The 22807-nt window shown below is 57.0% G+C and carries 23 protein-coding genes; 3 read left to right on the plus strand and 20 right to left on the minus strand.

Annotation, left to right across the window (positions count from 1 at the left end; translation table 11 throughout):
* Position 1 precedes the first annotated feature (1 nt).
* The 20 genes from KGB29_RS27190 to rpmH all read right to left on the minus strand — a co-directional run bounded on the left by KGB29_RS27190 (position 2) and on the right by rpmH (position 18451).
* The gene (locus tag KGB29_RS27190) at positions 2–778 is read right to left on the minus strand and encodes a DeoR family transcriptional regulator (protein ID WP_008018362.1); all 777 of its coding nucleotides are present in this window, start codon (positions 776–778) and stop codon (positions 2–4) included.
* Between the two features lie 215 nt (positions 779–993).
* Positions 994–2361 (minus strand): bifunctional UDP-N-acetylglucosamine diphosphorylase/glucosamine-1-phosphate N-acetyltransferase GlmU, encoded by a 1368-nt coding sequence (gene glmU / locus KGB29_RS27195; protein ID WP_154909741.1) that lies wholly within the window; start codon positions 2359–2361, stop codon positions 994–996.
* Positions 2362–2474: 113 nt separating this feature from the next.
* Positions 2475–2900: a F0F1 ATP synthase subunit epsilon gene (locus KGB29_RS27200; protein WP_007969909.1), complete on the minus strand. Its 426-nt coding sequence runs from the start codon at positions 2898–2900 to the stop codon at positions 2475–2477.
* A 45-nt stretch (positions 2901–2945) separates the two neighbouring features.
* Positions 2946–4325, minus strand: a complete 1380-nt coding sequence (gene atpD, locus KGB29_RS27205; RefSeq protein WP_008002330.1) for a F0F1 ATP synthase subunit beta — start codon at positions 4323–4325, stop codon at positions 2946–2948.
* A gap of 27 nt (positions 4326–4352) precedes the next feature.
* On the minus strand, positions 4353–5213 hold the full coding sequence (gene atpG, locus KGB29_RS27210) for a F0F1 ATP synthase subunit gamma (protein ID WP_008045673.1): 861 nt from the start codon (positions 5211–5213) through the stop codon (positions 4353–4355).
* 50 nt (positions 5214–5263) lie between these two features.
* Complete coding sequence (gene atpA / locus KGB29_RS27215; RefSeq protein ID WP_030132553.1) at positions 5264–6808, minus strand: F0F1 ATP synthase subunit alpha; 1545 nt, start codon at positions 6806–6808, stop codon at positions 5264–5266.
* A gap of 21 nt (positions 6809–6829) precedes the next feature.
* Positions 6830–7366 (minus strand): F0F1 ATP synthase subunit delta, encoded by a 537-nt coding sequence (locus tag KGB29_RS27220; protein WP_008045680.1) that lies wholly within the window; start codon positions 7364–7366, stop codon positions 6830–6832.
* Positions 7367–7378: 12 nt separating this feature from the next.
* Positions 7379–7849 carry a F0F1 ATP synthase subunit B gene (locus tag KGB29_RS27225; RefSeq protein WP_008045681.1) on the minus strand — a complete coding sequence of 157 codons (471 nt, stop codon included), beginning with the start codon at positions 7847–7849 and terminating at the stop codon, positions 7379–7381.
* A 58-nt stretch (positions 7850–7907) separates the two neighbouring features.
* Positions 7908–8165, minus strand: a complete 258-nt coding sequence (gene atpE / locus KGB29_RS27230; RefSeq protein WP_003097235.1) for a F0F1 ATP synthase subunit C — start codon at positions 8163–8165, stop codon at positions 7908–7910.
* Between the two features lie 133 nt (positions 8166–8298).
* Positions 8299–9168, minus strand: a complete 870-nt coding sequence (atpB, locus tag KGB29_RS27235; protein WP_057712662.1) for a F0F1 ATP synthase subunit A — start codon at positions 9166–9168, stop codon at positions 8299–8301.
* A 16-nt stretch (positions 9169–9184) separates the two neighbouring features.
* Positions 9185–9592: a F0F1 ATP synthase subunit I gene (locus tag KGB29_RS27240; RefSeq protein ID WP_057712661.1), complete on the minus strand. Its 408-nt coding sequence runs from the start codon at positions 9590–9592 to the stop codon at positions 9185–9187.
* Positions 9593–9740: 148 nt separating this feature from the next.
* Entirely contained in the window at positions 9741–10613 is an 873-nt protein-coding gene (locus KGB29_RS27245) for a ParB/RepB/Spo0J family partition protein (protein ID WP_057712660.1), read from the minus strand.
* Between the two features lie 9 nt (positions 10614–10622).
* Positions 10623–11420 carry a ParA family protein gene (locus tag KGB29_RS27250; RefSeq protein WP_046038783.1) on the minus strand — a complete coding sequence of 266 codons (798 nt, stop codon included), beginning with the start codon at positions 11418–11420 and terminating at the stop codon, positions 10623–10625.
* A gap of 18 nt (positions 11421–11438) precedes the next feature.
* Positions 11439–12083, minus strand: coding sequence for a 16S rRNA (guanine(527)-N(7))-methyltransferase RsmG (gene rsmG / locus KGB29_RS27255; RefSeq protein WP_150812672.1), 645 nt, complete (start codon positions 12081–12083; stop codon positions 11439–11441).
* A complete protein-coding gene (gene mnmG, locus KGB29_RS27260) occupies positions 12080–13978 on the minus strand; it encodes a tRNA uridine-5-carboxymethylaminomethyl(34) synthesis enzyme MnmG (protein WP_150812671.1) in 1899 nt (632 codons plus the stop codon). The genes rsmG and mnmG overlap by 4 nt, the downstream gene beginning before the upstream one ends.
* A 550-nt stretch (positions 13979–14528) precedes the next feature.
* A complete protein-coding gene (gene mnmE / locus KGB29_RS27265; protein ID WP_057712657.1) occupies positions 14529–15899 on the minus strand; it encodes a tRNA uridine-5-carboxymethylaminomethyl(34) synthesis GTPase MnmE in 1371 nt (456 codons plus the stop codon).
* Positions 15900–15978: 79 nt separating this feature from the next.
* Positions 15979–17658 (minus strand): membrane protein insertase YidC, encoded by a 1680-nt coding sequence (gene yidC / locus KGB29_RS27270; protein WP_057712656.1) that lies wholly within the window; start codon positions 17656–17658, stop codon positions 15979–15981.
* Between the two features lie 2 nt (positions 17659–17660).
* On the minus strand, positions 17661–17906 hold the full coding sequence (gene yidD / locus KGB29_RS27275; RefSeq protein WP_010207715.1) for a membrane protein insertion efficiency factor YidD: 246 nt from the start codon (positions 17904–17906) through the stop codon (positions 17661–17663).
* Positions 17899–18300 (minus strand): ribonuclease P protein component, encoded by a 402-nt coding sequence (rnpA, locus tag KGB29_RS27280; RefSeq protein ID WP_056727027.1) that lies wholly within the window; start codon positions 18298–18300, stop codon positions 17899–17901. The genes yidD and rnpA overlap by 8 nt, the downstream gene beginning before the upstream one ends.
* A 16-nt stretch (positions 18301–18316) precedes the next feature.
* Positions 18317–18451, minus strand: a complete 135-nt coding sequence (gene rpmH / locus KGB29_RS27285; protein WP_003213577.1) for a 50S ribosomal protein L34 — start codon at positions 18449–18451, stop codon at positions 18317–18319.
* Between the two features lie 566 nt (positions 18452–19017).
* Between rpmH and dnaA the strand changes: the two genes are divergently transcribed.
* Genes dnaA through recF form a run of 3 tightly spaced genes read left to right on the plus strand, consistent with a single transcriptional unit; the run spans position 19018 to position 22805 of the window.
* Entirely contained in the window at positions 19018–20538 is a 1521-nt protein-coding gene (dnaA, locus tag KGB29_RS27290; RefSeq protein ID WP_154909739.1) for a chromosomal replication initiator protein DnaA, read from the plus strand.
* Between the two features lie 39 nt (positions 20539–20577).
* Positions 20578–21681: a DNA polymerase III subunit beta gene (dnaN, locus tag KGB29_RS27295; protein WP_007969885.1), complete on the plus strand. Its 1104-nt coding sequence runs from the start codon at positions 20578–20580 to the stop codon at positions 21679–21681.
* Between the two features lie 20 nt (positions 21682–21701).
* Positions 21702–22805 carry a DNA replication/repair protein RecF gene (gene recF / locus KGB29_RS27300; RefSeq protein WP_007969883.1) on the plus strand — a complete coding sequence of 368 codons (1104 nt, stop codon included), beginning with the start codon at positions 21702–21704 and terminating at the stop codon, positions 22803–22805.
* Positions 22806–22807 lie beyond the last annotated feature (2 nt).

Genomic DNA, 22807 nt, shown 5'->3' on the forward strand with positions numbered 1-22807 from the left:
GCTATTTCTCCTGACTGACAGCCGCGCAAATCAATGTGATGCCGCGGGCCTGAATCTGATCGCGAGCCTCAAGTGGCAGGCGTTCATCGGTAATAAGGGTATGGACGCTGCTCCAGGGCAGCTCCAGGTTTGGAATCTTGCGACCGATCTTGTCGGCCTCCACCATCACGACCACTTCGCGGGCGACTTCGGCCATGACCCGGCTCAGCCCGAGCAGTTCGTTGAAGGTGGTTGTACCGCGAACCAGATCGATGCCATCGGCGCCGATAAACAGCTGGTCGAAATCGTAGGAGCGTAGTACCTGCTCGGCAACCTGCCCCTGAAAGGACTCGGAATGCGGATCCCAGGTACCACCGGTCATCAACAGCACCGGTTCGTGCTCAAGTTCGCTCAGGGCATTGGCGACATGCAGCGAGTTGGTCATCACCACCAGGCCGGGTTGCTGTCCGAGTTCCGGGATCATGGAGGCGGTGGTACTGCCACTGTCGATAATGATCCGAGCATGCTCGCGAATCCGCGCGACGGCGGCACGGGCGATGGCTTGCTTGTACTTGGAAACCGGCTGACCAAGATCGGCGACCAGTTCCTGAGGCATGGTGATCGCCCCACCGTAACGACGCAGCAACAGGCCATTGCTTTCAAGCGCCGCCAGATCCTTGCGAATCGTAACTTCCGACGTTTCGAAACGCTTGGCCAACTCATCCACACTGACTTCGCCCTGCTCATTGAGCAAGGCGAGGATGTTGTGACGGCGCTGAGGTGTGTTGCGCTTCGACATAAGCTGGTAAGTTTCGTTTCGAAAGATAACGGAAGCAATCAAAACCTATCAGCGAAACTTCGTCAAGCACCATGCGATAAAAAGAGCTGTGGATAACCTGTAGGAGCGAGCTTGCTCGCGATGGACGTGAACGATGATGCATTCTTTCTGGAAAAATGCGCCGCTCTCGAATTCATCGCGAGCAAGCTCGCTCCTACAAGGGAGTTGTGGATAACTCAGCCCTTCTTGATCTTCTCCGGCCGCTTCCAGCCGTCGATGTTCTTCTGACGAGCACGCCCAATCGCCAACTGGGATTTATCCACAGTCGAAGTAATGGTCGAACCGGCCGCCGTGGTCGCACCGGCCAGGATATCCACAGGCGCTACCAACGAGTTGTTGGAACCAATGAACACATCTTCGCCCAACACGGTTTTCCACTTGTTGGCGCCGTCGTAGTTGCAGGTGATGGTGCCGGCCCCAATGTTGGTGCGCGCCCCGACTTCGGCATCGCCCAGGTAAGTCAGGTGACCGGCCTTGGCACCTTCGCCCAGGTGAGCGTTTTTCAACTCGACGAAGTTACCCACATGCGCCCGGGCTTCCAGCACGGTACCTGGACGCAGACGCGCAAACGGGCCGGCATCGCTGCTTTCACCCAGAATGGCACCTTCGATATGGCTGTTGGCCTTGATGACCACGCCTTTGCGCAGGGTGCTGTCCTTGATCACACAGTTCGGGCCGATCACCACGTCGTCTTCAATGACCACCTTGCCTTCGAGGATCACGTTGATGTCGATCAGCACATCGCGGCCTACGGTTACGTCTCCGCGCACATCGAATCGTGCCGGGTCGCGCAGCGTCACGCCTTGAGCCATCAAGCGACGACCGGCGCGCAATTGATAATGCCGTTCAAGTTCGGAAAGCTGCTTGCGGTCATTGGCGCCCTGCACTTCCATGGCGTCGTGCGGATGCTCGGTGGCCACCACCAGACCATCGCTCACGGCCATGGCAATGATATCGGTCAGGTAGTACTCGCCCTGGGCGTTGTTATTGGAAAGTCGGCTCATCCAGTCGCCGAGACGGGCAAAAGGCAGCGCCAGAATGCCGGTATTGCCTTCGGTGATCTTGCGTTCGGCTTCGTTGGCATCTTTCTGTTCGACGATGGCCGTCACTTTACCTGCGTCATCACGAACGATGCGGCCGTAACCGGTCGGGTCATCCAGTTCGACGGTCAGCAAGCCCAACTGCTGCGGCCCCACCTTCTTGAGCAGGCGCTGCAGGGTGTCGACCTCGATCAACGGCACATCGCCGTAGAGCACCAGCACGGTGTCGGCCTGAATGAACGGCACGGCTTGAGCAACGGCGTGGCCGGTACCCAACTGTTTATCCTGCAGGACGAAGTTCAGGTCATCCGCCGCCAGGCGTTCGCGCACCGCATCGGCACCATGACCGATCACGACGTGAATGCGCTGTGGATCAAGTTGCCGGGCACTGTGGATAACATGGCCGAGCATGGAGTTGCCAGCAATCGGGTGCAAAACTTTCGGCAAAGCAGAACGCATACGCGTGCCTTGGCCAGCAGCGAGAATAACGATTTCAAGAGACATGACTGGCTACCAATCCTGGGTGGTCAGCGGCTGCGACCGGGTTGTAAAAATCGGAAAAGAAAAAAGGGTAGCCGAGGCTACCCTTTTTAATCAATCACACAACAAGTGCAGCCTTAGTGGCCGAACTTCTTGCGGATCTGCTGGACGGTGCGCAGCTGAGCTGCAGCCTCGGCCAGACGTGCGGCAGCAGAACCGTAATCGAATTCTGCGCCACGTTCATGCAAGGCCTTCTCGGCTGCCTTAACGGCTTCCTGAGCAGAGGCTTCATCCAGGTCGGCAGCACGTTGCACGGTGTCGGCAAGAACCTTGACCATGTTCGGCTGAACCTCGAGGAAACCACCGGAGATGTAATACACCTCCTCTTCCCCGCCCTGCTTGACCAGGCGGATCGGACCTGGCTTCAGATTAGTGATCAGCGGCGCGTGACCCAGAGCGATACCAAGATCACCCAGTGCACCGTGCGCAATCACCATCTCGACCAGACCGGAAAAGATTTCTCCTTCCGCGCTGACGATATCGCAATGGACTGTCATAGCCATCTGATTGCCTCAACCTAAATTAGCGCCCGTTGCCGGGCGCCGGGATTACAGTTTCTTGGCTTTCTCGATCGCTTCTTCGATGCCGCCAACCATGTAGAACGCTTGTTCTGGCAGGTGGTCGTAGTCACCGTTGAGGATGCCTTTGAAGCCAGCAATGGTGTCTTTCAGGGAAACGTATTTACCCGATGCACCGGTGAAGACTTCAGCCACGAAGAACGGCTGCGACAAGAAGCGCTGGATCTTACGAGCACGGTTTACCAACTGCTTGTCGGCTTCCGACAGCTCGTCCATACCCAGGATCGCAATGATGTCCTTCAGTTCTTTGTAACGCTGCAGAACGTACTGAACGCCGCGAGCGGTGTCGTAGTGGTCCTGGCCGATTACGTTCGGGTCCAGCTGGCGCGAAGTCGAGTCGAGTGGATCGACCGCTGGGTAGATACCCAGGGAAGCGATGTCACGGGACAGAACGACGGTAGCGTCCAAGTGGGCGAAGGTGGTCGCTGGCGACGGGTCGGTCAAGTCATCCGCAGGTACGTATACCGCTTGGATCGAAGTGATCGAACCTTCCTTGGTCGAAGTGATACGTTCTTGCAGAACGCCCATCTCTTCAGCCAGGGTCGGCTGGTAACCTACTGCCGAAGGCATACGGCCCAGCAGTGCGGATACTTCAGTACCGGCCAGGGTGTAACGGTAGATGTTGTCGACGAACAGCAGAACGTCGTTACCTTCGTCACGGAACTTCTCGGCCATGGTCAGGCCGGTCAGTGCTACGCGCAGACGGTTACCCGGCGGCTCGTTCATCTGACCGTAAACCAGTGCCACTTTGTCCAGAACGTTGGAGTCCTTCATCTCGTGGTAGAAGTCGTTACCCTCACGAGTACGCTCACCCACACCGGCGAACACGGAATAACCGCTGTGCTCGATGGCGATGTTACGGATCAGTTCCATCATGTTTACGGTTTTGCCTACACCGGCACCACCGAACAGACCGACTTTACCGCCTTTGGCGAACGGGCAAACCAGGTCGATAACCTTGATGCCGGTTTCCAGCAGGTCGTTGCCGCCTGCTTGTTCAGCGAACGAAGGCGCTGGACGGTGAATGCCCCAACGCTCTTCAGTGGCGATAGGGCCAGCTTCGTCGATCGGGTTGCCCAGAACGTCCATGATCCGGCCCAGAGTCGCTTTACCGACCGGTACGGAGATGGCTGCGCCAGAGTCGGTAACTTCCAGACCGCGCTTCAGGCCTTCGGTGGAACCCATCGCAATGGTACGAACCACGCCGTCGCCCAGCTGCTGCTGAACTTCCAGAGTGGTCCCGGCCGCGCTTTGTACTGTCAGCGCGTTGTAGATGCTCGGTACGCTGTCGCGTGGAAATTCCACGTCGATAACGGCGCCGATGATTTGAACGATACGTCCGCTACTCATAGCTGGATCCTCTGAATATTTGAACCGTTAAACCGCGGCAGCGCCGCCGACGATTTCCGAGATCTCTTGGGTGATCGCAGCCTGACGCGCCTTGTTGTAGACCAGCTGCAAATCGCTGATCAAATCACCGGCGTTGTCGGTAGCGTTCTTCATCGCGATCATCCGCGCAGCTTGTTCAGCCGCGTTGTTCTCGACCACCGCCTGGTAGACCTGCGACTCCACGTAACGGACCATCAAGCCGTCGAGCAGCTCCTTGGCATCCGGTTCGTAGAGATAGTCCCAGTGGTGCTTGAGGTCTTGATCCGGGGTTGCCACCAATGGAATCAACTGCTCCACGGTAGGCTGTTGCGTCATGGTGTTGATGAACTTGTTGGACACCACGGACAGGCGGTCAATACGGCCGTCCAGGTAGGCATCCAGCATCACCTTGACGCTGCCGATCAGATCATTGATCGACGGCTCTTCACCCAGGTGGCTGATAGCTGCAACGACGTTACCGCCGAAGTTGCGGAAAAAGGCCGCACCCTTGCTACCAACGACACACAGATCGATCTCGACGCCGTTTTCGCGGTTTACCGCCATGTCCTTGACCAGGGCCTTGAACAGGTTGGTGTTCAAGCCGCCGCACAGACCACGGTCACTGCTCACTACGACATAACCAACACGCTTGATTTCGCGGTCGATCATGAACGGGTGGCGGTATTCCGGGTTGGCGTTGGCCAGATGCCCAATTACCTGGCGGATACGCTCCGCATAAGGACGGCTAGCAGCCATGCGCATTTGTGCCTTGCGCATTTTGCTGACCGCCACTTTTTCCATGGCGCTGGTAATCTTTTGCGTGCTTTTGATGCTCGCAATCTTACTGCGAATCTCTTTTGCGCCTGCCATGTAACACCTATCAGGTTAGCAAGCGGGAGCCTTGCGGCTCCCGCTGCGGCTTACCAGGTTTGGGTGGCCTTGAACTTCTCGATACCGGCTTTCATGCCAGCGTCGATTTCGTCATTGAAGTCACCTTTCACGTTGATCTTCGCCATCAAATCGGCGTGATCGCGGTTGAAGAAAGCAATCAGCGCTTGCTCGAAGCTGCCGATCTTGGCGATTTCAACGTCAGTCAGGAACCCACGCTCAGCGGCATACAGCGACAGCGCCATGTCAGCGATCGACATTGGTGCGTATTGCTTCTGCTTCATCAGCTCGGTAACGCGCTGACCATGCTCAAGTTGCTTACGGGTCGCTTCGTCCAGGTCAGAAGCGAACTGGGCGAATGCCGCCAGTTCACGGTACTGAGCCAGAGCGGTACGGATACCACCGGACAGCTTCTTGATGATCTTGGTCTGAGCGGCACCACCCACACGGGATACCGAAACACCGGCGTTCACTGCAGGACGGATGCCCGAGTTGAACATGGCCGATTCCAGGAAGATCTGACCGTCGGTGATGGAAATCACGTTGGTCGGAACGAACGCGGAAACGTCGCCAGCCTGGGTTTCGATGATCGGCAGTGCGGTCAGGGAACCGGTTTTGCCGGTCACTGCGCCGTTGGTGAACTTCTCTACGTATTCTTCCGAAACGCGGGATGCGCGCTCCAGCAGACGGGAGTGGAGATAGAACACGTCGCCTGGGTAAGCTTCACGGCCTGGTGGACGGCGCAGCAGCAGGGAAATCTGGCGGTAAGCCACTGCTTGCTTGGACAGATCGTCATAAACGATCAGCGCGTCTTCACCGCGGTCGCGGAAGAATTCACCCATGGTGCAACCGGAGTACGGTGCCAGGAATTGCAGCGCAGGAGATTCCGAAGCACTGGCAGCCACGATGATCGTGTTGGCCAGGGCGCCGTTTTCTTCCAGCTTGCGAACCACGTTGGCGATGGTCGATTGTTTCTGACCGATTGCTACGTAGACGCAGAAAATGCCGCTGTTCTTCTGGTTGATGATCGCGTCGATCGCCAGAGCGGTTTTACCGATCTGACGGTCACCGATGATCAGCTCACGCTGGCCACGGCCGACAGGGATCATGGCATCGACAGCCTTGTAGCCAGTCTGTACAGGCTGGTCTACCGACTTACGCCAGATCACGCCTGGAGCAACTTTCTCGACCGCGTCGGTCTCGGTGTTGCCCAGTGGACCTTTGCCGTCAACAGGGTTACCCAGTGCGTCGACTACGCGACCCAGCAGTTCCTTACCAACCGGAACTTCCAGGATGCGGCCAGTGCACTTGGCGCTCATGCCTTCAGCCAGAGACTGGTATGCGCCCAATACAACGGCACCTACGGAGTCTTGCTCCAGGTTGAGGGCCATACCGAAGACGCCGCCCGGAAACTCGATCATCTCGCCGTACATTACGTCGGCCAGACCGTGAATCCGCACGATACCGTCAGATACGCTGACGACAGTGCCTTCGTTACGGGCTTGGGAGGTCACATCGAGCTTGTCGATGCGGCCCTTGATAATTTCACTTATTTCGGAAGGATTGAGTTGCTGCATTGCTCTGCTGCCCCTTCAAACTCAAGATTTCAATGCTTCGGCAAGTTTCGCGATTTTGCCGCGAATCGAGCCATCGATAACCAGGTCGCCGGCGCGGATGACGACACCACCAATAAGGGCAGCGTCCTCCGCAACTTGCAGGCGCACTTCCCGGTTGAGTCGTGCACTGAGAACCTTGGCGAGTTTGTCTTGCTGTTCTTGGTTCAATGCGAAAGCACTGGTGACTTCAACGTCTACCGACTTCTCTTGTTCGGCCTTGTACAGGTCGAACAGAGCGGCGATCTCCGGCAACAGCGGGAGACGGTCGTTTTCGGCAACGACGTGGATGAAGTTCTGTGCCTTGGCATCAAACTTGTCGCCGCACACGTCAATAAACGTGGCGGCCTTTTCTGCGCTCGTCAGTCGCGGGGCCTTGAGCACGCGCTGCATGGTGTCGTCTTCCGACACCGCTGCAGCCAGGCCGAGCATGGCTGACCAATTGGCCAGTTGCTGGTGGGCCTGAGCGTGCTCGAAGGCCGCCTTAGCGTAAGGTCGGGCCAACGTGGTCAGTTCTGCCATGATCGCCCTCGCTTAGATTTCAGCAGCCAGTTGGTTAACCAGCTCTGCGTGCGCGTTTTGATCGATTGTGGCACCCAGGATCTTCTCGGCGCCGCCGACTGCCAGCAAGCCCACTTGGGCACGCAGCGCGTCTTTGACACTGTTCAGTTCCTGTTCGATCTCGGCCTGAGCCTGAACCTTCACACGGTCAGCGTCGACACGGGCCTTTTCAACAGCCTCTTCGACAATCTGGTTACCGCGTTTCTTGGCTTGCTCGATGATTTCAGCTGCCTGAGCTTTCGCTTCGCGCAGTTGGTGACCCGCTTTTTCTTGGGCCAACTCCAGGTCGCGAGCTGCACGGCTGGCAGCGTCCAGACCATCAGCGATCTTCTTTTGACGTTCGTGCAGTGCCGCAATGACCGGAGGCCATACGAACTTCATGCAGAACAGTACAAAAATCAGGAACGCAACGGACTGGCCAATCAGGGTCGCATTAATGTTCACGCCAACACCTCGCAGTTACGTTGTCCATCACACCAAATTACCCGGAAGATCCGAGTAATTAGCCAGCGATTTGACCAACGAACGGGTTCGCAAAGGTGAAGAACAGAGCGATACCAACACCGATCATGGTTACGGCGTCGAGCAGACCGGCAACGATGAACATTTTAACTTGCAGCATTGGAACCATTTCTGGCTGACGCGCTGCGCCTTCCAGGAACTTGCCGCCCAGCAGGCCGAAACCAATTGCGGTACCCAGTGCGCCCAGGCCGATCAACAGTGCAACAGCGATAGCGGTTAGACCAACTACAGTTTCCATCTTTCCTCCCGACTTTTACGTCGTATGGTTTAGGTTTTTTAGATTAAAGCGGTAAAACAAATCGTTTCAGATGCCCCGTAAGGAGCACCTTCCCGTTTTACCGGGAAGGACATCAGACTAGTCGAGACTGGCCTTAATGGTTTTCTTCGTGCGCCATCGACAGGTAGACGATGGTCAACATCATGAAGATGAACGCCTGCAGGGTGATGATCAGGATGTGGAACACAGCCCACGCCCACTGCAGAACAACGCCCAGGCCACTAAGCCAGAGCAGACCGCTGCCGAACATCACAGCAATCAGAATGAAGACCAGCTCGCCGGCGTACATGTTGCCGAACAGACGCAGAGCCAGGGAGATCGGCTTGGCGATCAGGGTCACGAATTCCAGCAGGAAGTTCACCGGAATCAGCAGGGCCTGAACGAAGATGTTCTTGCTGCCGAACGGGTGCAGGGTCAGCTCGCCGATGAAGCCGCCGAGGCCCTTGATCTTGATGCTGTAGAAAATGATCAGCGCGAACACCGTGAAGGCCATGGCCAGAGTCGCGTTCGGGTCGGTGGTCGACACGGCGCGGAACGGGATGTGGGCATCGCCGGAGATCAGGATGGCCAGCTGAGGAATCCAGTCGACCGGTACCAGGTCGACGGCGTTCATCAGGAACACCCAGACGAAGATGGTCAGTGCCAGCGGTGCAATCACCGGGCTACGGCCATGGAAGCTGTCTTTCACGCTGCCATCGACGAATTCGACCAATACTTCAACGAAGTTCTGCAAAGCACCAGGCTGACCGGAAGTCGCTTTCTTGGCCGCCATGCGGAAAAGAAGAACGAAGATCAGACCCAATGCGACCGACCAGCCGAGAGTATCGACGTGGAAAGCCCAGAAGCCCATTTCTTTGGCTTCTGCTGCGGTGTGGGCAAAGCCCCAGCCGCCGGTAGGGTGCTGACCGAAGGTCAGGTTCTGCAAGTGGTGCTGGATATAGCCCGAAGCGGTTGTTTCTGCCATGGTTGCCTCAAACGCCCTAAGGTCTCGAAAGTCTTGTTCTCATCAGCAGGGGAGCGAACCAGCTGACCGACTGAGTCAGCACGAAGGCACCGAATACTGCAATCGGCGCCAGTGGCTTCACACCTGCAAACACCAGTGCAAACAGCACTGCCGTCAAAATCAGTTTGCCTGCCTCGCCGGCATAAAAAGACCGGACGATGGACTGGGCTGCTCGGGCGCCGGAAAACCGAAATGCCCTGTGAGCGAAATAAATATTGGGTAGCAAGGCTATCAGGCCTCCGCAGAGTCCCGAGTACCCGGCAACGACTCCATATCGGTACCAGAGCGCCAAAGCGGCGATCAGCAACACGACAAATTGAGCCATTAACACCGGAAAAACTGCCAGGCGATGGAAGGGCAGGCGGTTTGGCGTGCGGGTTTCCATCACTTTTACTCCCCAATGGTCGGCTGCCGAAATTCAATAACTTGGCATAATTTGTGCCGACAAAATGCGCGCAGAGTATAGGGGCGGTTCTGCCCCTATTCAACTGTCAGGTAGTGATTTCCGACTGCGCGCTACATGAGGAAATGTTTCAGCGGATATGTGCAAGTACGCCTTGAAGCTCATCCAGTGAGTTGTAGCCAATCACCAACTGTCCTTTACCCTTCTTACCGTGGCGGATCTGCACCGCAGAGCCTAGGCGCTCGGCCAGACGCTGTTCGAGACGGGCAATATCCGGGTCCGGTTTTGCCGCTTCCACAGGCTCCGGTTTACCACTCAACCACTGGCGAACCAGTGCCTCGGTTTGGCGCACGGTCAGCCCGCGTGCGACAACATGTCGCGCCCCTTCAACCTGTTGAATTTCCGGCAAACCGAGCAAAGCACGGGCATGACCCATTTCCAGGTCGCCGTGGGACAACATGGTCTTGATGACTTCCGGCAAGGAAATCAGGCGCAACAGGTTGGCCACTGTCACCCGGGACTTGCCCACAGCCTCGGCCACCTGTTGCTGGGTCAGCTGGAACTCCTGCTGCAACCGCTGCAGGGCCACCGCTTCTTCAATCGGGTTCAGGTCTTCGCGCTGAATGTTCTCGATCAGCGCGATGGCGATCGCGGTTTCATCGGGTACATCGCGAACCATTGCCGGGATGGTTTCCTGCCCGGCTTGCTGGCTGGCGCGCCAGCGGCGTTCGCCGGCAATGATTTCAAAGCGGCCGCTGCCGATCGGGCGAACCACGATGGGCTGCATGACGCCCTGGGCCTTGATCGATTGCGCCAGCTCTTCGAGCGCCTGCGGATCCATGTCACGACGCGGCTGGTACTTGCCGCGCTGGAGCAGATCCAGGGGGAGATGTTGCAGCTCACGCTGATCGGCTTGCGCCGCTTGTTCTTCCAGCGAGCTGACAGTCGGACCACTCAACAGAGCATCCAGTCCACGTCCGAGACCTCGTTTCTTGACGGCCATGGGGATTCCTTAAGTTGCCTGAGCAGCGGCGATGCGTGAGTTTTTGCGTTGACGACGAACCATTTCGCCCGCCAATGCCAGGTAGGCAACGGCGCCTCGCGAAGCTTTGTCGTACGCCAGCGCCGGCATGCCGTAGCTTGGCGCTTCGGCCAGACGGATATTGCGCGGTATGACGGTGTCGTAGAGCTGCTCGCCGAAGTGTTCCTTGAGCTGCGCCGAGACATCGTTCATCAGGCTCAGGCGTGGGTCGTACATCGTACGCAGCAGGCCTTCGACCTTGAGGTTCGGGTTCAGCAGTTCAGAGATACGCTTGATGTTATCCACAAGGTCGCTCAAGCCTTCGAGTGCGAAGTACTCGCACTGCATGGGGATAATGACCCCGTCAGCGGCAACCAGTGCGTTCAAGGTCAGCATCGACAGCGACGGCGGGCAGTCGATCAGGATGTAATCGTAGTTTTCCCGGATCGGCGCCAGCGCGCTGCGCAGACGGCTTTCCTTCATCTGCATTTCCAGCAGCACCACTTCGGCCGCGGTGAGATCGCGGTTGGCCGGCAACAGCTGGTAGCCACCGTGTTCGGAGAAGTGCATGGCCTGGGCCAGATCACATTCTCCGATCAGCAGGTCGTAGACCGAGTTTTCCAGGCCATGTTTATCCACACCGCTACCCATGGTGGCGTTGCCCTGTGGATCAAGATCGATCAACAGCACCCGGCGCTTGGTCGCGACCAGGGATGCTGCGAGGTTGATGCAGGTGGTGGTTTTGCCCACGCCACCCTTTTGGTTCGCAATCGCGAATACCTTAGCCATTCTTGCTTGTGTTCCCAATCATGCCGTGCGGCGCAGTATCAGCAGATGGCGTTGGCCTTGGCAACCAGGTACGGCCAGGGCGTGTTCGCTATCGAGGTGGAAGTCTGCCGGCAATGCTACCAGCTCATCGGCCGGATGAACGCCCTTCATTGCCAGCCAGCGTGTTTCGCTATCGCCGAGGTGGCGCGTCCAGTTGCTGAAGTTCTCCATGCTGCTGAACGCCCGGGAAATGATTCCGTTGAAGGGCTGTACAGGCTGGAAGGCTTCGACGCGACTGTGGATAACTTGCAGGTTATCCAGTTTTAGTTCGAGTTTGACCTGGGTCAGGAAGCGGGTTTTCTTGCCGTTGCTGTCCAGGCAGGTCACCTGGGACTCGGGAAACAGGATCGCCAGCGGAATGCCAGGCATACCACCGCCGCTGCCGACGTCCAGCCACCGGCCGTTTTCGACGAACGACATCACGCTCAAACTATCGAGCAAGTGGCGGGAGACCATCTCGTCCGGATCGCGTACCGCGGTCAGGTTGTAAGCCTTGTTCCATTTTATCAACAGGGCCAGATAACCCAGCAGCTGCGCGTGCTGGGTTTCTGTCAGCGTGACACCGAGCTGGCGAGCACCTGTGGATAACTCTTCTGCGTGTTGCGAGGTGACCAACGAACTCAAGCGCTTTGCTCCAACTGACGGCCCGCGCCGCGTTTTTTCAAATGAATCATCAACAGCGAAATGGCTGCCGGCGTAACGCCCGGTATGCGCGAGGCCTGGCCCAAGGTTTCTGGACGGGTCGTGCCGAGCTTGCTCTGGATCTCCTTGGAGAGACCGGAAATATTCGTGTAATCGATATCCACAGGCAATTTGGTGTCTTCGCTGGCTCGCAGGCGGGCGATTTCATCCTGTTGACGATCAATGTAGCCGGCGTATTTGGTCTTGATCTCGACCTGCTCGGCAACCTGTGGATCTTCCGCGCCCCCACCGGTCACGGCGATGAGACCAGCGTAGTCGATTTCCGGACGGCTCAAGAGGTTGAGCAGGTTGTATTCGTGAGTCAGTGGCGTGCCGAATTTTTCGGCAATGGCATCGCCCTGTTCGGTACCAGGGCGTACCCAGGTACTTTTCAGGCGCTGCTCTTCCAGTTCGATGCTTTCGCGTTTTTTGCAGAAAGCCGCCCAGCGCACGTCATCCACCAGACCCAGTTCGCGACCTTTTTCGGTCAAGCGCAGGTCGGCGTTGTCTTCGCGCAGGATCAAGCGATATTCGGCACGTGAGGTGAACATCCGGTACGGCTCTTGGGTACCGAGGGTTATCAGGTCGTCGACCAACACGCCGATATAGGCCTCGTCGCGACGCGGGCACCAGGCCTCTTTGCCTTGCGCACGCAGTGCAGCGTTGGTCCCGGCGAGCAAACCCTGGGCACCGGCTTCTTCGTAACCGGTTGTGCCGTTGATTTGCCCGGCGAAGAACAAGCCGCCGATGACTTTGGTTTCCAGGCTGTATTTCAAATCACGTGGATCGAAGTAGTCGTACTCGATCGCGTAGCCCGGACGCACGATGTGCGCGTTTTCCATGCCGCGGATCGATTGCACGATCTGCAATTGCACGTCGAACGGCAAGCTTGTGGATATACCGTTCGGATACAGCTCATGGGTGGTCAAACCTTCCGGTTCGATAAACACCTGATGGCTTTCCTTGTCGGCGAAGCGATGGATCTTGTCTTCGATCGACGGGCAATAACGCGGGCCGATCCCTTCGATCTCACCGGCAGCGGAATACATCGGCGAACGGTCGAGGTTCGCGGCAATGATTTCGTGGGTGCGCGCATTCGTGTGGGTAATCCAGCAGCTGACTTGCTTCGGATGCTGCTCTTTTGACCCCATGAACGACATCACCGGGATCGGCGTATCACCCGGTTGCTCGGACATCACCGAGAAATCCACAGACCGACCGTCGATACGTGGCGGAGTACCGGTTTTCAAACGACCCACGCGCAATGGCAGTTCACGCAGACGGTGAGCCAGCGCGATCGATGGCGGATCACCGGCGCGACCGCCGGAAAAATTCTGCAAACCGATGTGGATAAGTCCACCGAGGAACGTACCGGTGGTCAACACCACGGAATCAGCGAAGAAACGCAGGCCCATTTGGGTGACAACACCACGGACTTGTTCCTGCTCGACGATCAGATCGTCAGCGGCCTGTTGAAATATCCACAGGTTCGGCTGGTTCTCCAGGATTTCGCGGACAGCTGCCTTGTACAGAACCCGGTCTGCCTGCGCGCGGGTTGCTCGCACGGCCGGGCCTTTGCGGCTGTTCAACACGCGAAACTGGATACCGCCTTTATCGGTAGCCATGGCCATCGCGCCGCCAAGGGCGTCGATTTCCTTGACCAGGTGGCTTTTGCCGATCCCGCCAATGGCCGGATTGCAACTCATGGCACCGAGGGTTTCCACGTTATGCGTCAGCAATAGGGTTTTAACCCCCATACGTGCTGAGGCCAGTGCTGCCTCGGTACCGGCATGACCGCCGCCGATGACGATCACTTCAAAACGGGAAGGGAAATCCACCACGCACCTCGTGCCTGCTTAAGTAGGTAATTCAGGAATAGTTTGAGCTCAGGTTTTTGGACCTGGTCGACAAGTATAGGGACTTCGCCCTTCCTAAAGAACCCTTTGCACAAAATTTAACCAGCTGTGGAAAAGTCGGAGTTATAGAAATTAAAAAGAAAGAAATTTATTAAATCTTTGTTTTTATGTTTATTTCTATGCACCTACCTTTCTGTGGATAGATTGCTATAGCCCTTTATTTTCAATGTGTACAGAGATTCAAAACCCTGTGTTCATGTGCCAATGAGGCCCTTGGATAACCGGTTTAAGCCTGTGGATGAAAGGGATGGTTATCCACAGAGGCGGTTATGTCCAGTTTTCGAGCCCTGTTATCAACTGACCTTAGCCGCGGTTATTCACAGGGCTTAATCCACAGAAAAGTGCCGTTCGCTCGAAATTCGGGTGCAGGAATTCCGCTCAAGCAGACGAAGTCCGCTCGGCACTGGAAGTTTTTTTCAGAAAAGGAGAGAACAGACAGGCACGAATGGCCTGTCTGTGAATAACAGGAGGGCTACTTACCGATACAGAAGCTGGAAAAAATCCGCCCCAGCAGGTCATCGGAACTGAAAGCACCGGTGATTTCACCCAGCGACTGCTGAGCCTGGCGCAAATCCTCGGCCAACAACTCACCAGCACCGGCCAGGGTCAATTGGGCACGGCCATGCTCGAGGGCCGCACTGGCATGACGTAGCGCCTCAAGGTGTCGCCGGCGAGCGCTGAAGCTGCTTTCGGACGTTTGTTCATAGCCCATGCAGGCCTTGAGGTGATCACGCAGCAGCTCCAGCCCGACACCACCCGACCTGGCGCTCAGGCTGATGGTGACATGGCCGTCCTGGCTGACCTCCAGCGCAATGGCTTCGCCCGTAAGATCGGCTTTGTTGCGGATCAGGGTGACTTTCGCGGGATCGGGACGGATTTCGAGAAACTCCGGCCAGAGTGCGAAAGGATCGAGGGCTTCCGGAGCAGTGGCATCAACCACCAACAGTACCCGATCGGCTTCGCCGATAGCTTTCAAGGCACGCTCGACGCCGATTTTTTCCACATGATCATCGGTATCGCGCAGACCGGCGGTATCCACGACGTGCAGCGGCATGCCATCGATGTGGATATGTTCGCGAAGCACGTCACGGGTGGTGCCGGCAATCTCGGTCACGATTGCTGCTTCACGCCCGGCCAGGGCATTGAGCAGGCTGGATTTACCAGCATTCGGACGACCGGCAATGACCACGGTCATACCGTCACGCAGCAAGGCACCCTGCCCGGCTTCGCGCATGACGGTGGATAACTCGTCGCGCACTTTGTCGAGCATGCTCAGGACGTGGCCATCGGCGAGGAAGTCGATTTCCTCTTCCGGGAAATCGATGGCCGCTTCTACATAGATTCGCAGGCCGATCAGTTGCTCGGTGAGGTTATGCACACGTGACGAAAAAGCACCCTGCAGGGAGCGCAACGCGTTTCGCGCAGCCTGGGCAGAACTGGCTTCAATCAGGTCGGCAATGGCTTCGGCCTGGGCGAGGTCCAGTTTGTCGTTGAGGAAGGCGCGCTCACTGAATTCCCCCGGCCGGGCTAGGCGGCAACCCAGTTCCAGGCAGCGCTTGAGCAACATATCCAGAACAATCGGACCGCCATGGCCTTGCAGCTCCAGCACATCTTCGCCTGTGAACGAGTTCGGGCCGGGGAAATACAAGGCAATGCCCTGGTCCAGCACCTCGTCGTTTTCACTGAAAAACGGACCGTAGTGGGCAAATCGCGGCTTGAGCTCGCGACCGCTGAAGGCCTTGGCCGCAACGCTGGCCAACGGCCCGGAAATACGCACGATGCCTACACCGCCGCGACCTTGAGCGGTGGCGACGGCTGCGATGGTTTCGCGAGGAACGCTCATAAACCGGTATCCAGACAAAAGTGACAGATAGCAAAACGCCCCACTAGGGGGCGTTTTGAGTGGTTATCCACAGTGTAAATCAGGCAGCTGCTTTAGCGGCCGCTTCGATTTTACGCGTGATGTACCACTGTTGTGCGATGGACAGCACGTTGTTTACAACCCAGTACAGCACCAGACCGGCCGGGAACCACAGGAAGAAGAAGGTGAAGATGATTGGCATCAGCTTCATCACCTTGGCCTGCATCGGATCCGGAGGAGTCGGGTTCAACTGCTGCTGGATGAACATGGTTGCGCCCATGATGATCGGCAGAATGAAGAACGGATCCTTGATCGACAGGTCAGTAATCCACAGCATGAACGGCGCTTGGCGCATTTCAACGCTTTCCAGCAGAACCCAGTACAGCGAGAGGAAAACCGGCATCTGCACGAGGATTGGCAAGCAACCACCCAGCGGATTGATCTTCTCTTTCTTGTACAGTTCCATCATGGCTTGCGACATTTTCTGCCGGTCATCGCCATGTTGCTCTTTCAGCGCGGCCAGTTTCGGTGCTACTGCACGCATGCGCGCCATGGATTTGTAGCTGGCAGCCGACAGCGGGAAGAAGATCCCTTTGATCAGCATGGTCAGGAAGATGATCGACCAGCCCCAGTTACCCACAATGGCGTGGATGTGTTGCAGCAACCAGAAGATCGGTTGGGCGATGAACCACAGAATGCCGTAGTCGACCGTCAGTTCCAGACCTGGGGACAACTCTTTCAGCACAGCCTGGCTTTTCGGACCGGCGTACAGAACAGCGCTGGTCTCGGCCTTGGCACCCGGCGCAACACTCATCGATGGGCCGGTGTAGCCGATGATGTAGTTGCCTTTGCTGTCTTTACGGGTCTGGACGACGTTGTTTTCGCCCTTGGCCGGAATCCATGCGGTCACGAAGTAGTGCTGCAACCAGGCAACCCAACCGCCAGTGACGGTTTCTTTCAGCGGCGCCTTGTCCATGTCCTTCATGGACACTTTCTTGTACGGCTCGGAACTTGTCCACAGGGCAGCGCCCAGGTAAGTCGCGGTGCCGGTAGCCGTAGTCGATGAAGGATCGGCGCTGGCGTCGCGCTTCAACTGGGCGAACATCGCACCATTCCAGGGCTGGGCGCTCTGGTTGTCGACCAGGTAGGAAACGGTTACGTCATACAGGCCGCGTTTCAGGGTGAAACGCTTGATGTAGTTGACGCCGTCTTTGCTGAACTTCAGGTCCACGACCAATTGGTCCTGACCGTCAGCCAGCTGATAAATCTTCTTCTCCGAGGAATAAACCGGACGACCGGCCGGATTTGCATCCGGACCGTTGGTGCCGATCAGACCGCTTTGCGCCAGATAAGTACGTTCGCCGCCGTTATCGAACAGCTGGAACGGAATTTCCGGGTGATCCTGACGACGCGGATACAGCGGCAGGGTCAACTGGGCAACATCGCCACCTTGTGGGTCGACAGCCAGGTCCAGTACATCCGTTTTGATCTGGATGAGGTCCTTGCTCACAGCCACCGGCGTTTCGGCAGGTGCACTGGTGTCGCTTGCAGCACGTGGAATGTCGTCACTGGCAGAAGCGTTGGAGCCAGATGCCGTATCCGGCAGGCCCGATGCAGTCGTATTGGTGGCAACATTCTGAGTCGGCAGGGCAGCCTGGCCATAGTCCTGGTTCCATTTAAGAACCATAACGTAGGACACGATTGCCAGGGCGACGATCAGGATCGTGCGTTTGATATCCATGATTACTCGGCCATCGAAGAAGAACGGGAGGTAGGGATAGGTGGAACCGGGTCATAACCACCGGGATTCCACGGATGACAGCGACCTAAACGACGAAAGGTCAGCCAGCCACCGCGAAGAAGGCCATGATTTTCGATGGCTTCTAACGCGTAGCAGGAACAACTGGGGTAGAAACGACAGTGACTGGCCATCAGGGGACTAATGGCATAGCGATAAAACTGGATCGGAACGAGTGCCAGTTTACGCATCTGGACTGTCTACCCCTACAGTTTCGGTTTTGACTGCTGGTACTGGCGAACTGCGAGCCAGTCGTTTCCAGAGTTTGCCGAAATGCTGAATCAATTCGGGGTTTTCTACGTCGCCCAAACCTTTGCGCGCGACGATAACAATGTCCCAGCCGACCAGAGAATCCTGGTTCAGGCGAAACGATTCGCGCATCAGACGTTTGAGGCGATTGCGCTCGACGGAGAGCTTTACGCTCTTTTTCCCGATTACCAACCCGAGACGGGGGTGATCAAGATCGTTGTTGCGCGCAAGGAGCAGGAGATTTTTCCCCGGAACCTTGCCGGTAGGGGAGTCAAAGACTGCCTTGAATTGCCGGGGGGTAAGCAGACGCTTTTCCCGACTGAAGTCCTGACTCACCTCCAGTGCCGGATTATCAAACTGCCAGACGCGCACGACCTTTGGCGCGACGACGCGACAGGACGGCACGACCGTTCTTGGTAGCCATGCGAGCACGGAAACCGTGGGTACGAGCGCGTTTGATAGTGCTTGGTTGGAAAGTACGTTTCATTGTCGTGTTACCTGGTTCGTCCACAACGGGCCGGAATGGCCCCCGTTTTAAGAGACCGGGGATTCTAGAGAAAGCAAGCCTTCAGGTCAATTTCCAACCAACGTTTCCTTATAAATAGATCTCCAGAGGTTTTTCAGCACTTGCACCTTGCGTAGATATAAAAATAAGAAAGGAAAGTATTTAAAGCTTTTCTGTAAAGCTTATAAAAGCTAGGCTCGTCACCTTCTGTGGATAACTCGATTCAGCCCTTGTTTTACCTGCTGTACAGAGAATGACAACTACGGTGGAAAACAGTGTTCAGCCTGTGCTGCGCTGTCGGATAACCTGTGTGTGAAAGACCGCTTTATCCACAGGCCGGTTGTCCACCGAGTTTCGCCCCCACTTGTGCAATGACCTTAACCCTGGTTATCCACAGAGCTTATGCACAGACCACTGGTCGCCTTTTTTGCTTATGAAACGGTGATTCTTCTTGGTCGATGAACCACCTTCGTGTGGATAAGTCGGCGTCTGGTCGCTACAATGGCCGCTTGTTTTTGCCTCACCGGCTTTCAACTTAGGGGATATCCGTGTCAGTGGAACTTTGGCAGCAGTGCGTGGAGCTTCTGCGCGATGAGCTGCCTGCCCAACAATTCAACACTTGGATCCGTCCACTACAGGTCGAAGCCGAAGGCGACGAGTTGCGTGTGTATGCACCCAATCGTTTTGTTCTGGACTGGGTCAACGAAAAGTACCTGGGGCGTGTTCTCGAATTGCTCGATGAGCACGGCAATGGCATGGCGCCTGCGCTTTCCTTATTAATAGGCAGCAAACGCAGTTCGGCACCCCGTGCCGCGCCAAACGCTCCCCTGGCTGCTGCGGCTTCCCAGGCCCAGGCTGCTCAAGCACCCGTCAGTCCGCCGCCGACACCTGCCGCCGTGTCGACCAAGCGTGCGACGCAAAAAGTGGCTGAAGTCTCCGAGGAAGAACCTTCCCGTGACAGCTTCGACCCGATGGCCGGAGCCAGTTCGCAACAGGCACCTGTGCGCGCCGAGCAACGTACCGTGCAGGTCGAAGGTGCGCTCAAGCACACCAGTTACCTGAACCGCACCTTTACCTTCGAGAATTTCGTTGAAGGTAAATCCAACCAGCTGGCGCGCGCCGCTGCCTGGCAGGTGGCAGACAACCCCAAGCACGGTTACAACCCACTCTTCCTTTATGGTGGCGTCGGCCTGGGTAAAACCCACTTGATGCACGCTGTGGGTAACCATCTATTAAAGAAGAACCCGAATGCCAAGGTGGTGTACCTGCATTCCGAGCGTTTCGTGGCGGACATGGTCAAGGCCCTGCAACTGAACGCGATCAACGAGTTCAAACGCTTCTACCGTTCGGTGGATGCGTTGCTGATCGATGACATTCAGTTCTTCGCCCGCAAGGAGCGTTCCCAGGAAGAGTTTTTCCACACCTTCAACGCCTTGCTCGAAGGTGGGCAGCAGGTCATTCTCACCAGTGACCGCTACCCGAAGGAAATCGAAGGCCTTGAAGAACGCCTCAAATCCCGTTTTGGCTGGGGCCTGACCGTAGCGGTCGAGCCGCCGGAGCTGGAAACCCGCGTGGCGATCCTGATGAAGAAGGCCGATCAGGCCAAAGTCGAGTTGCCTCACGACGCCGCGTTCTTCATTGCCCAACGTATTCGCTCCAACGTCCGTGAGCTGGAAGGCGCGCTCAAGCGCGTGATCGCCCACTCGCACTTCATGGGCCGCGATATCACCATCGAGCTGATTCGCGAATCCCTTAAGGACTTGTTGGCGTTGCAGGATAAACTGGTCTCTGTGGATAACATTCAGCGCACTGTCGCCGAGTACTACAAGATCAAGATCTCCGACTTGCTGTCCAAACGCCGTTCGCGTTCGGTCGCTCGTCCGCGTCAGGTCGCCATGGCGTTGTCCAAGGAACTGACCAACCACAGCCTGCCGGAAATCGGCGATGTGTTTGGCGGCCGCGACCATACGACGGTCTTGCACGCGTGCCGCAAGATCAACGAACTTAAGGAATCCGACGCGGACATCCGCGAGGACTACAAGAACCTGCTGCGTACACTGACCACTTGATGAACACCAGCGCAGCTAATTAAGGCAAGGGACTAGACCATGCATTTCACCATTCAACGCGAAGCCCTGTTGAAACCCCTGCAACTGGTCGCAGGCGTCGTCGAACGCCGACAGACCTTGCCGGTACTTTCCAACGTGCTGCTGGTTGTCGAAGGCCAGCAATTGTCGCTGACCGGTACCGACCTGGAAGTCGAGCTGGTCGGTCGTGTTCAACTCGAAGAGCCGGCGGATCCGGGTTCCATCACCGTGCCGGCGCGCAAGCTGATGGACATCTGCAAAAGCCTGCCGAACGATGCGCTGATCGACATCAAGGTCGACGAGCAGAAGCTTGTGGTCAAGGCTGGCCGTAGCCGCTTCACCCTGTCGACACTGCCGGCCAACGACTTCCCTACCGTGGAAGAAGGCCCGGGTTCGCTGACCTGCAGCCTGGAGCAAAGCAAGCTGCGTCGTCTGATCGAACGCACCAGCTTCGCCATGGCCCAGCAGGACGTGCGTTACTACCTCAACGGCATGCTGCTGGAAGTCTCTGCTGGCGTCATCCGCGCCGTAGCCACCGACGGTCACCGTCTGGCCATGTGCTCGATGCAGGCCGACATCGGCCAGCCGGATCGTCACCAGGTCATCGTGCCGCGCAAAGGTATCCTCGAACTGGCTCGCCTGCTCACCGAGCCGGACGGCAATGTCAGCATCGTGCTGGGTCAGCATCACATCCGCGCCACCACCGGTGAGTTCACCTTCACCTCGAAGCTGGTTGATGGAAAATTCCCGGACTACGAGCGAGTTCTGCCTAAAGGCGGCGACAAGCTGGTTCTTGGTGATCGTCAGGCTCTGCGCGAAGCGTTCAGCCGTACCGCCATTCTGTCCAACGAGAAGTACCGTGGTATCCGTCTGCAACTGGCCAGCGGTCAGCTGAAGATCCAGGCGAACAACCCGGAGCAGGAAGAAGCGGAAGAAGAAGTGGGCGTTGAATACAACGGCGGCTCTCTGGAAATCGGCTTCAACGTGAGCTACCTGCTCGACGTACTGGGCGTGATGACCACGGAGCAGGTTCGTCTGATCCTGTCCGACTCCAACAGCAGCGCGCTGGTGCAGGAATCGGATAACGACGACTCGGCCTACGTTGTCATGCCGATGCGTCTGTAATCATGTTCAGCAGAAGCTAGATGTCCTTAAGTCGCGTCTCGGTCACCGCGGTGCGCAATCTGCACCCGGTGACCTTCTCTCCCTCCCCCCGCATCAATATTCTTTACGGCGCCAACGGCAGCGGCAAAACCAGTGTTCTGGAAGCCATCCATCTGCTGGGGCTTGCCCGTTCGTTTCGCAGCACCCGTCTGTTGCCGGTCATTCAATACGAACAGCTTGCCTGTACGGTTTTTGGCCAGGTTGAGCTGGCGGAGGGTGGGCATAGCGCCTTGGGCATCTCACGGGATCGCCAAGGGGAATTCCAGATCCGTATCGATGGGCAGAATGCTCGCAGCGCCGCGCAACTGGCCGAGATCTTGCCACTGCAACTGATCAATCCGGATAGCTTTCGATTGTTGGAAGGCGCGCCGAAGATTCGCCGACAGTTTCTCGACTGGGGTGTGTTCCACGTGGAACCGCGCTTCATGTCAACCTGGCAGCGCTTGCAGAAGGCCCTGCGCCAGAGAAACTCTTGGCTGCGGCATGGTACACTTGACGCCGTTTCGCAAGCGGTTTGGGACAGGGAACTGTGCCAGGCCAGCGCTGAAATCGATGAATACCGCCGCGCTTATATCAAAGCCTTGAAACCAGTCTTTGAACAAACCTTGAGCGAACTGGTTGAGCTTGAAGGCTTGACGCTCAGCTATTACCGCGGCTGGGACAAGGACCGTGAACTGAGTGCTGTGCTCGCCGGGTCTCTTCAACGGGACCAGCAAATGGGACATACCCAGGCCGGACCACAACGCGCTGATTTGCGGCTCAGACTGGGCGCGCACAACGCCGCGGACATCTTGTCCCGAGGCCAGCAGAAGTTGGTGGTTTGCGCATTACGGATTGCCCAAGGGCACTTGGTCAGCCAGGCTCGACGCGGTCAGTGTATTTATCTGGTGGATGACTTGCCGTCCGAACTGGACGAGCACCACCGTCGCGCCCTTTGCCGCTTGTTGGAAGACTTACGCTGCCAGGTATTTATCACCTGTGTAGATCACGAATTATTGAGGGAAGGCTGGCAGACGGAAACGCCAGTCGCTCTGTTCCACGTGGAACAGGGCCGTATCACCCAGACCCACGACCATCGGGAGTGAAG

It is taken from the genome of Pseudomonas sp. BF-B-30 (genome assembly GCF_019956305.1).
GTDB classification, from domain to species: Bacteria; Pseudomonadota; Gammaproteobacteria; order Pseudomonadales; family Pseudomonadaceae; genus Aquipseudomonas; species Aquipseudomonas jessenii.

What these genes read in the sequence shown, in the direction of transcription:
- KGB29_RS27190 (WP_008018362.1), bottom strand. Translation starts at nt 778, where the DNA reads ATGTCGAAGCGCAACACACCTCAGCGCCGTCACAACATCCTCGCCTTG.
- glmU (WP_154909741.1), bottom strand. Translation starts at nt 2,361, where the DNA reads ATGTCTCTTGAAATCGTTATTCTCGCTGCTGGCCAAGGCACGCGTATG.
- KGB29_RS27200 (WP_007969909.1), bottom strand. Translation starts at nt 2,900, where the DNA reads ATGGCTATGACAGTCCATTGCGATATCGTCAGCGCGGAAGGAGAAATC.
- atpD (WP_008002330.1), bottom strand. Translation starts at nt 4,325, where the DNA reads ATGAGTAGCGGACGTATCGTTCAAATCATCGGCGCCGTTATCGACGTG.
- atpG (WP_008045673.1), bottom strand. Translation starts at nt 5,213, where the DNA reads ATGGCAGGCGCAAAAGAGATTCGCAGTAAGATTGCGAGCATCAAAAGC.
- atpA (WP_030132553.1), bottom strand. Translation starts at nt 6,808, where the DNA reads ATGCAGCAACTCAATCCTTCCGAAATAAGTGAAATTATCAAGGGCCGC.
- KGB29_RS27220 (WP_008045680.1), bottom strand. Translation starts at nt 7,366, where the DNA reads ATGGCAGAACTGACCACGTTGGCCCGACCTTACGCTAAGGCGGCCTTC.
- atpE (WP_003097235.1), bottom strand. Translation starts at nt 8,165, where the DNA reads ATGGAAACTGTAGTTGGTCTAACCGCTATCGCTGTTGCACTGTTGATC.
- atpB (WP_057712662.1), bottom strand. Translation starts at nt 9,168, where the DNA reads ATGGCAGAAACAACCGCTTCGGGCTATATCCAGCACCACTTGCAGAAC.
- KGB29_RS27240 (WP_057712661.1), bottom strand. Translation starts at nt 9,592, where the DNA reads ATGGAAACCCGCACGCCAAACCGCCTGCCCTTCCATCGCCTGGCAGTT.
- KGB29_RS27245 (WP_057712660.1), bottom strand. Translation starts at nt 10,613, where the DNA reads ATGGCCGTCAAGAAACGAGGTCTCGGACGTGGACTGGATGCTCTGTTG.
- KGB29_RS27250 (WP_046038783.1), bottom strand. Translation starts at nt 11,420, where the DNA reads ATGGCTAAGGTATTCGCGATTGCGAACCAAAAGGGTGGCGTGGGCAAA.
- mnmE (WP_057712657.1), bottom strand. Translation starts at nt 15,899, where the DNA reads ATGAGCGTTCCTCGCGAAACCATCGCAGCCGTCGCCACCGCTCAAGGT.
- yidC (WP_057712656.1), bottom strand. Translation starts at nt 17,658, where the DNA reads ATGGATATCAAACGCACGATCCTGATCGTCGCCCTGGCAATCGTGTCC.
- yidD (WP_010207715.1), bottom strand. Translation starts at nt 17,906, where the DNA reads ATGCGTAAACTGGCACTCGTTCCGATCCAGTTTTATCGCTATGCCATT.
- rpmH (WP_003213577.1), bottom strand. Translation starts at nt 18,451, where the DNA reads ATGAAACGTACTTTCCAACCAAGCACTATCAAACGCGCTCGTACCCAC.
- dnaN (WP_007969885.1), top strand. Translation starts at nt 20,578, where the DNA reads ATGCATTTCACCATTCAACGCGAAGCCCTGTTGAAACCCCTGCAACTG.
- recF (WP_007969883.1), top strand. Translation starts at nt 21,702, where the DNA reads ATGTCCTTAAGTCGCGTCTCGGTCACCGCGGTGCGCAATCTGCACCCG.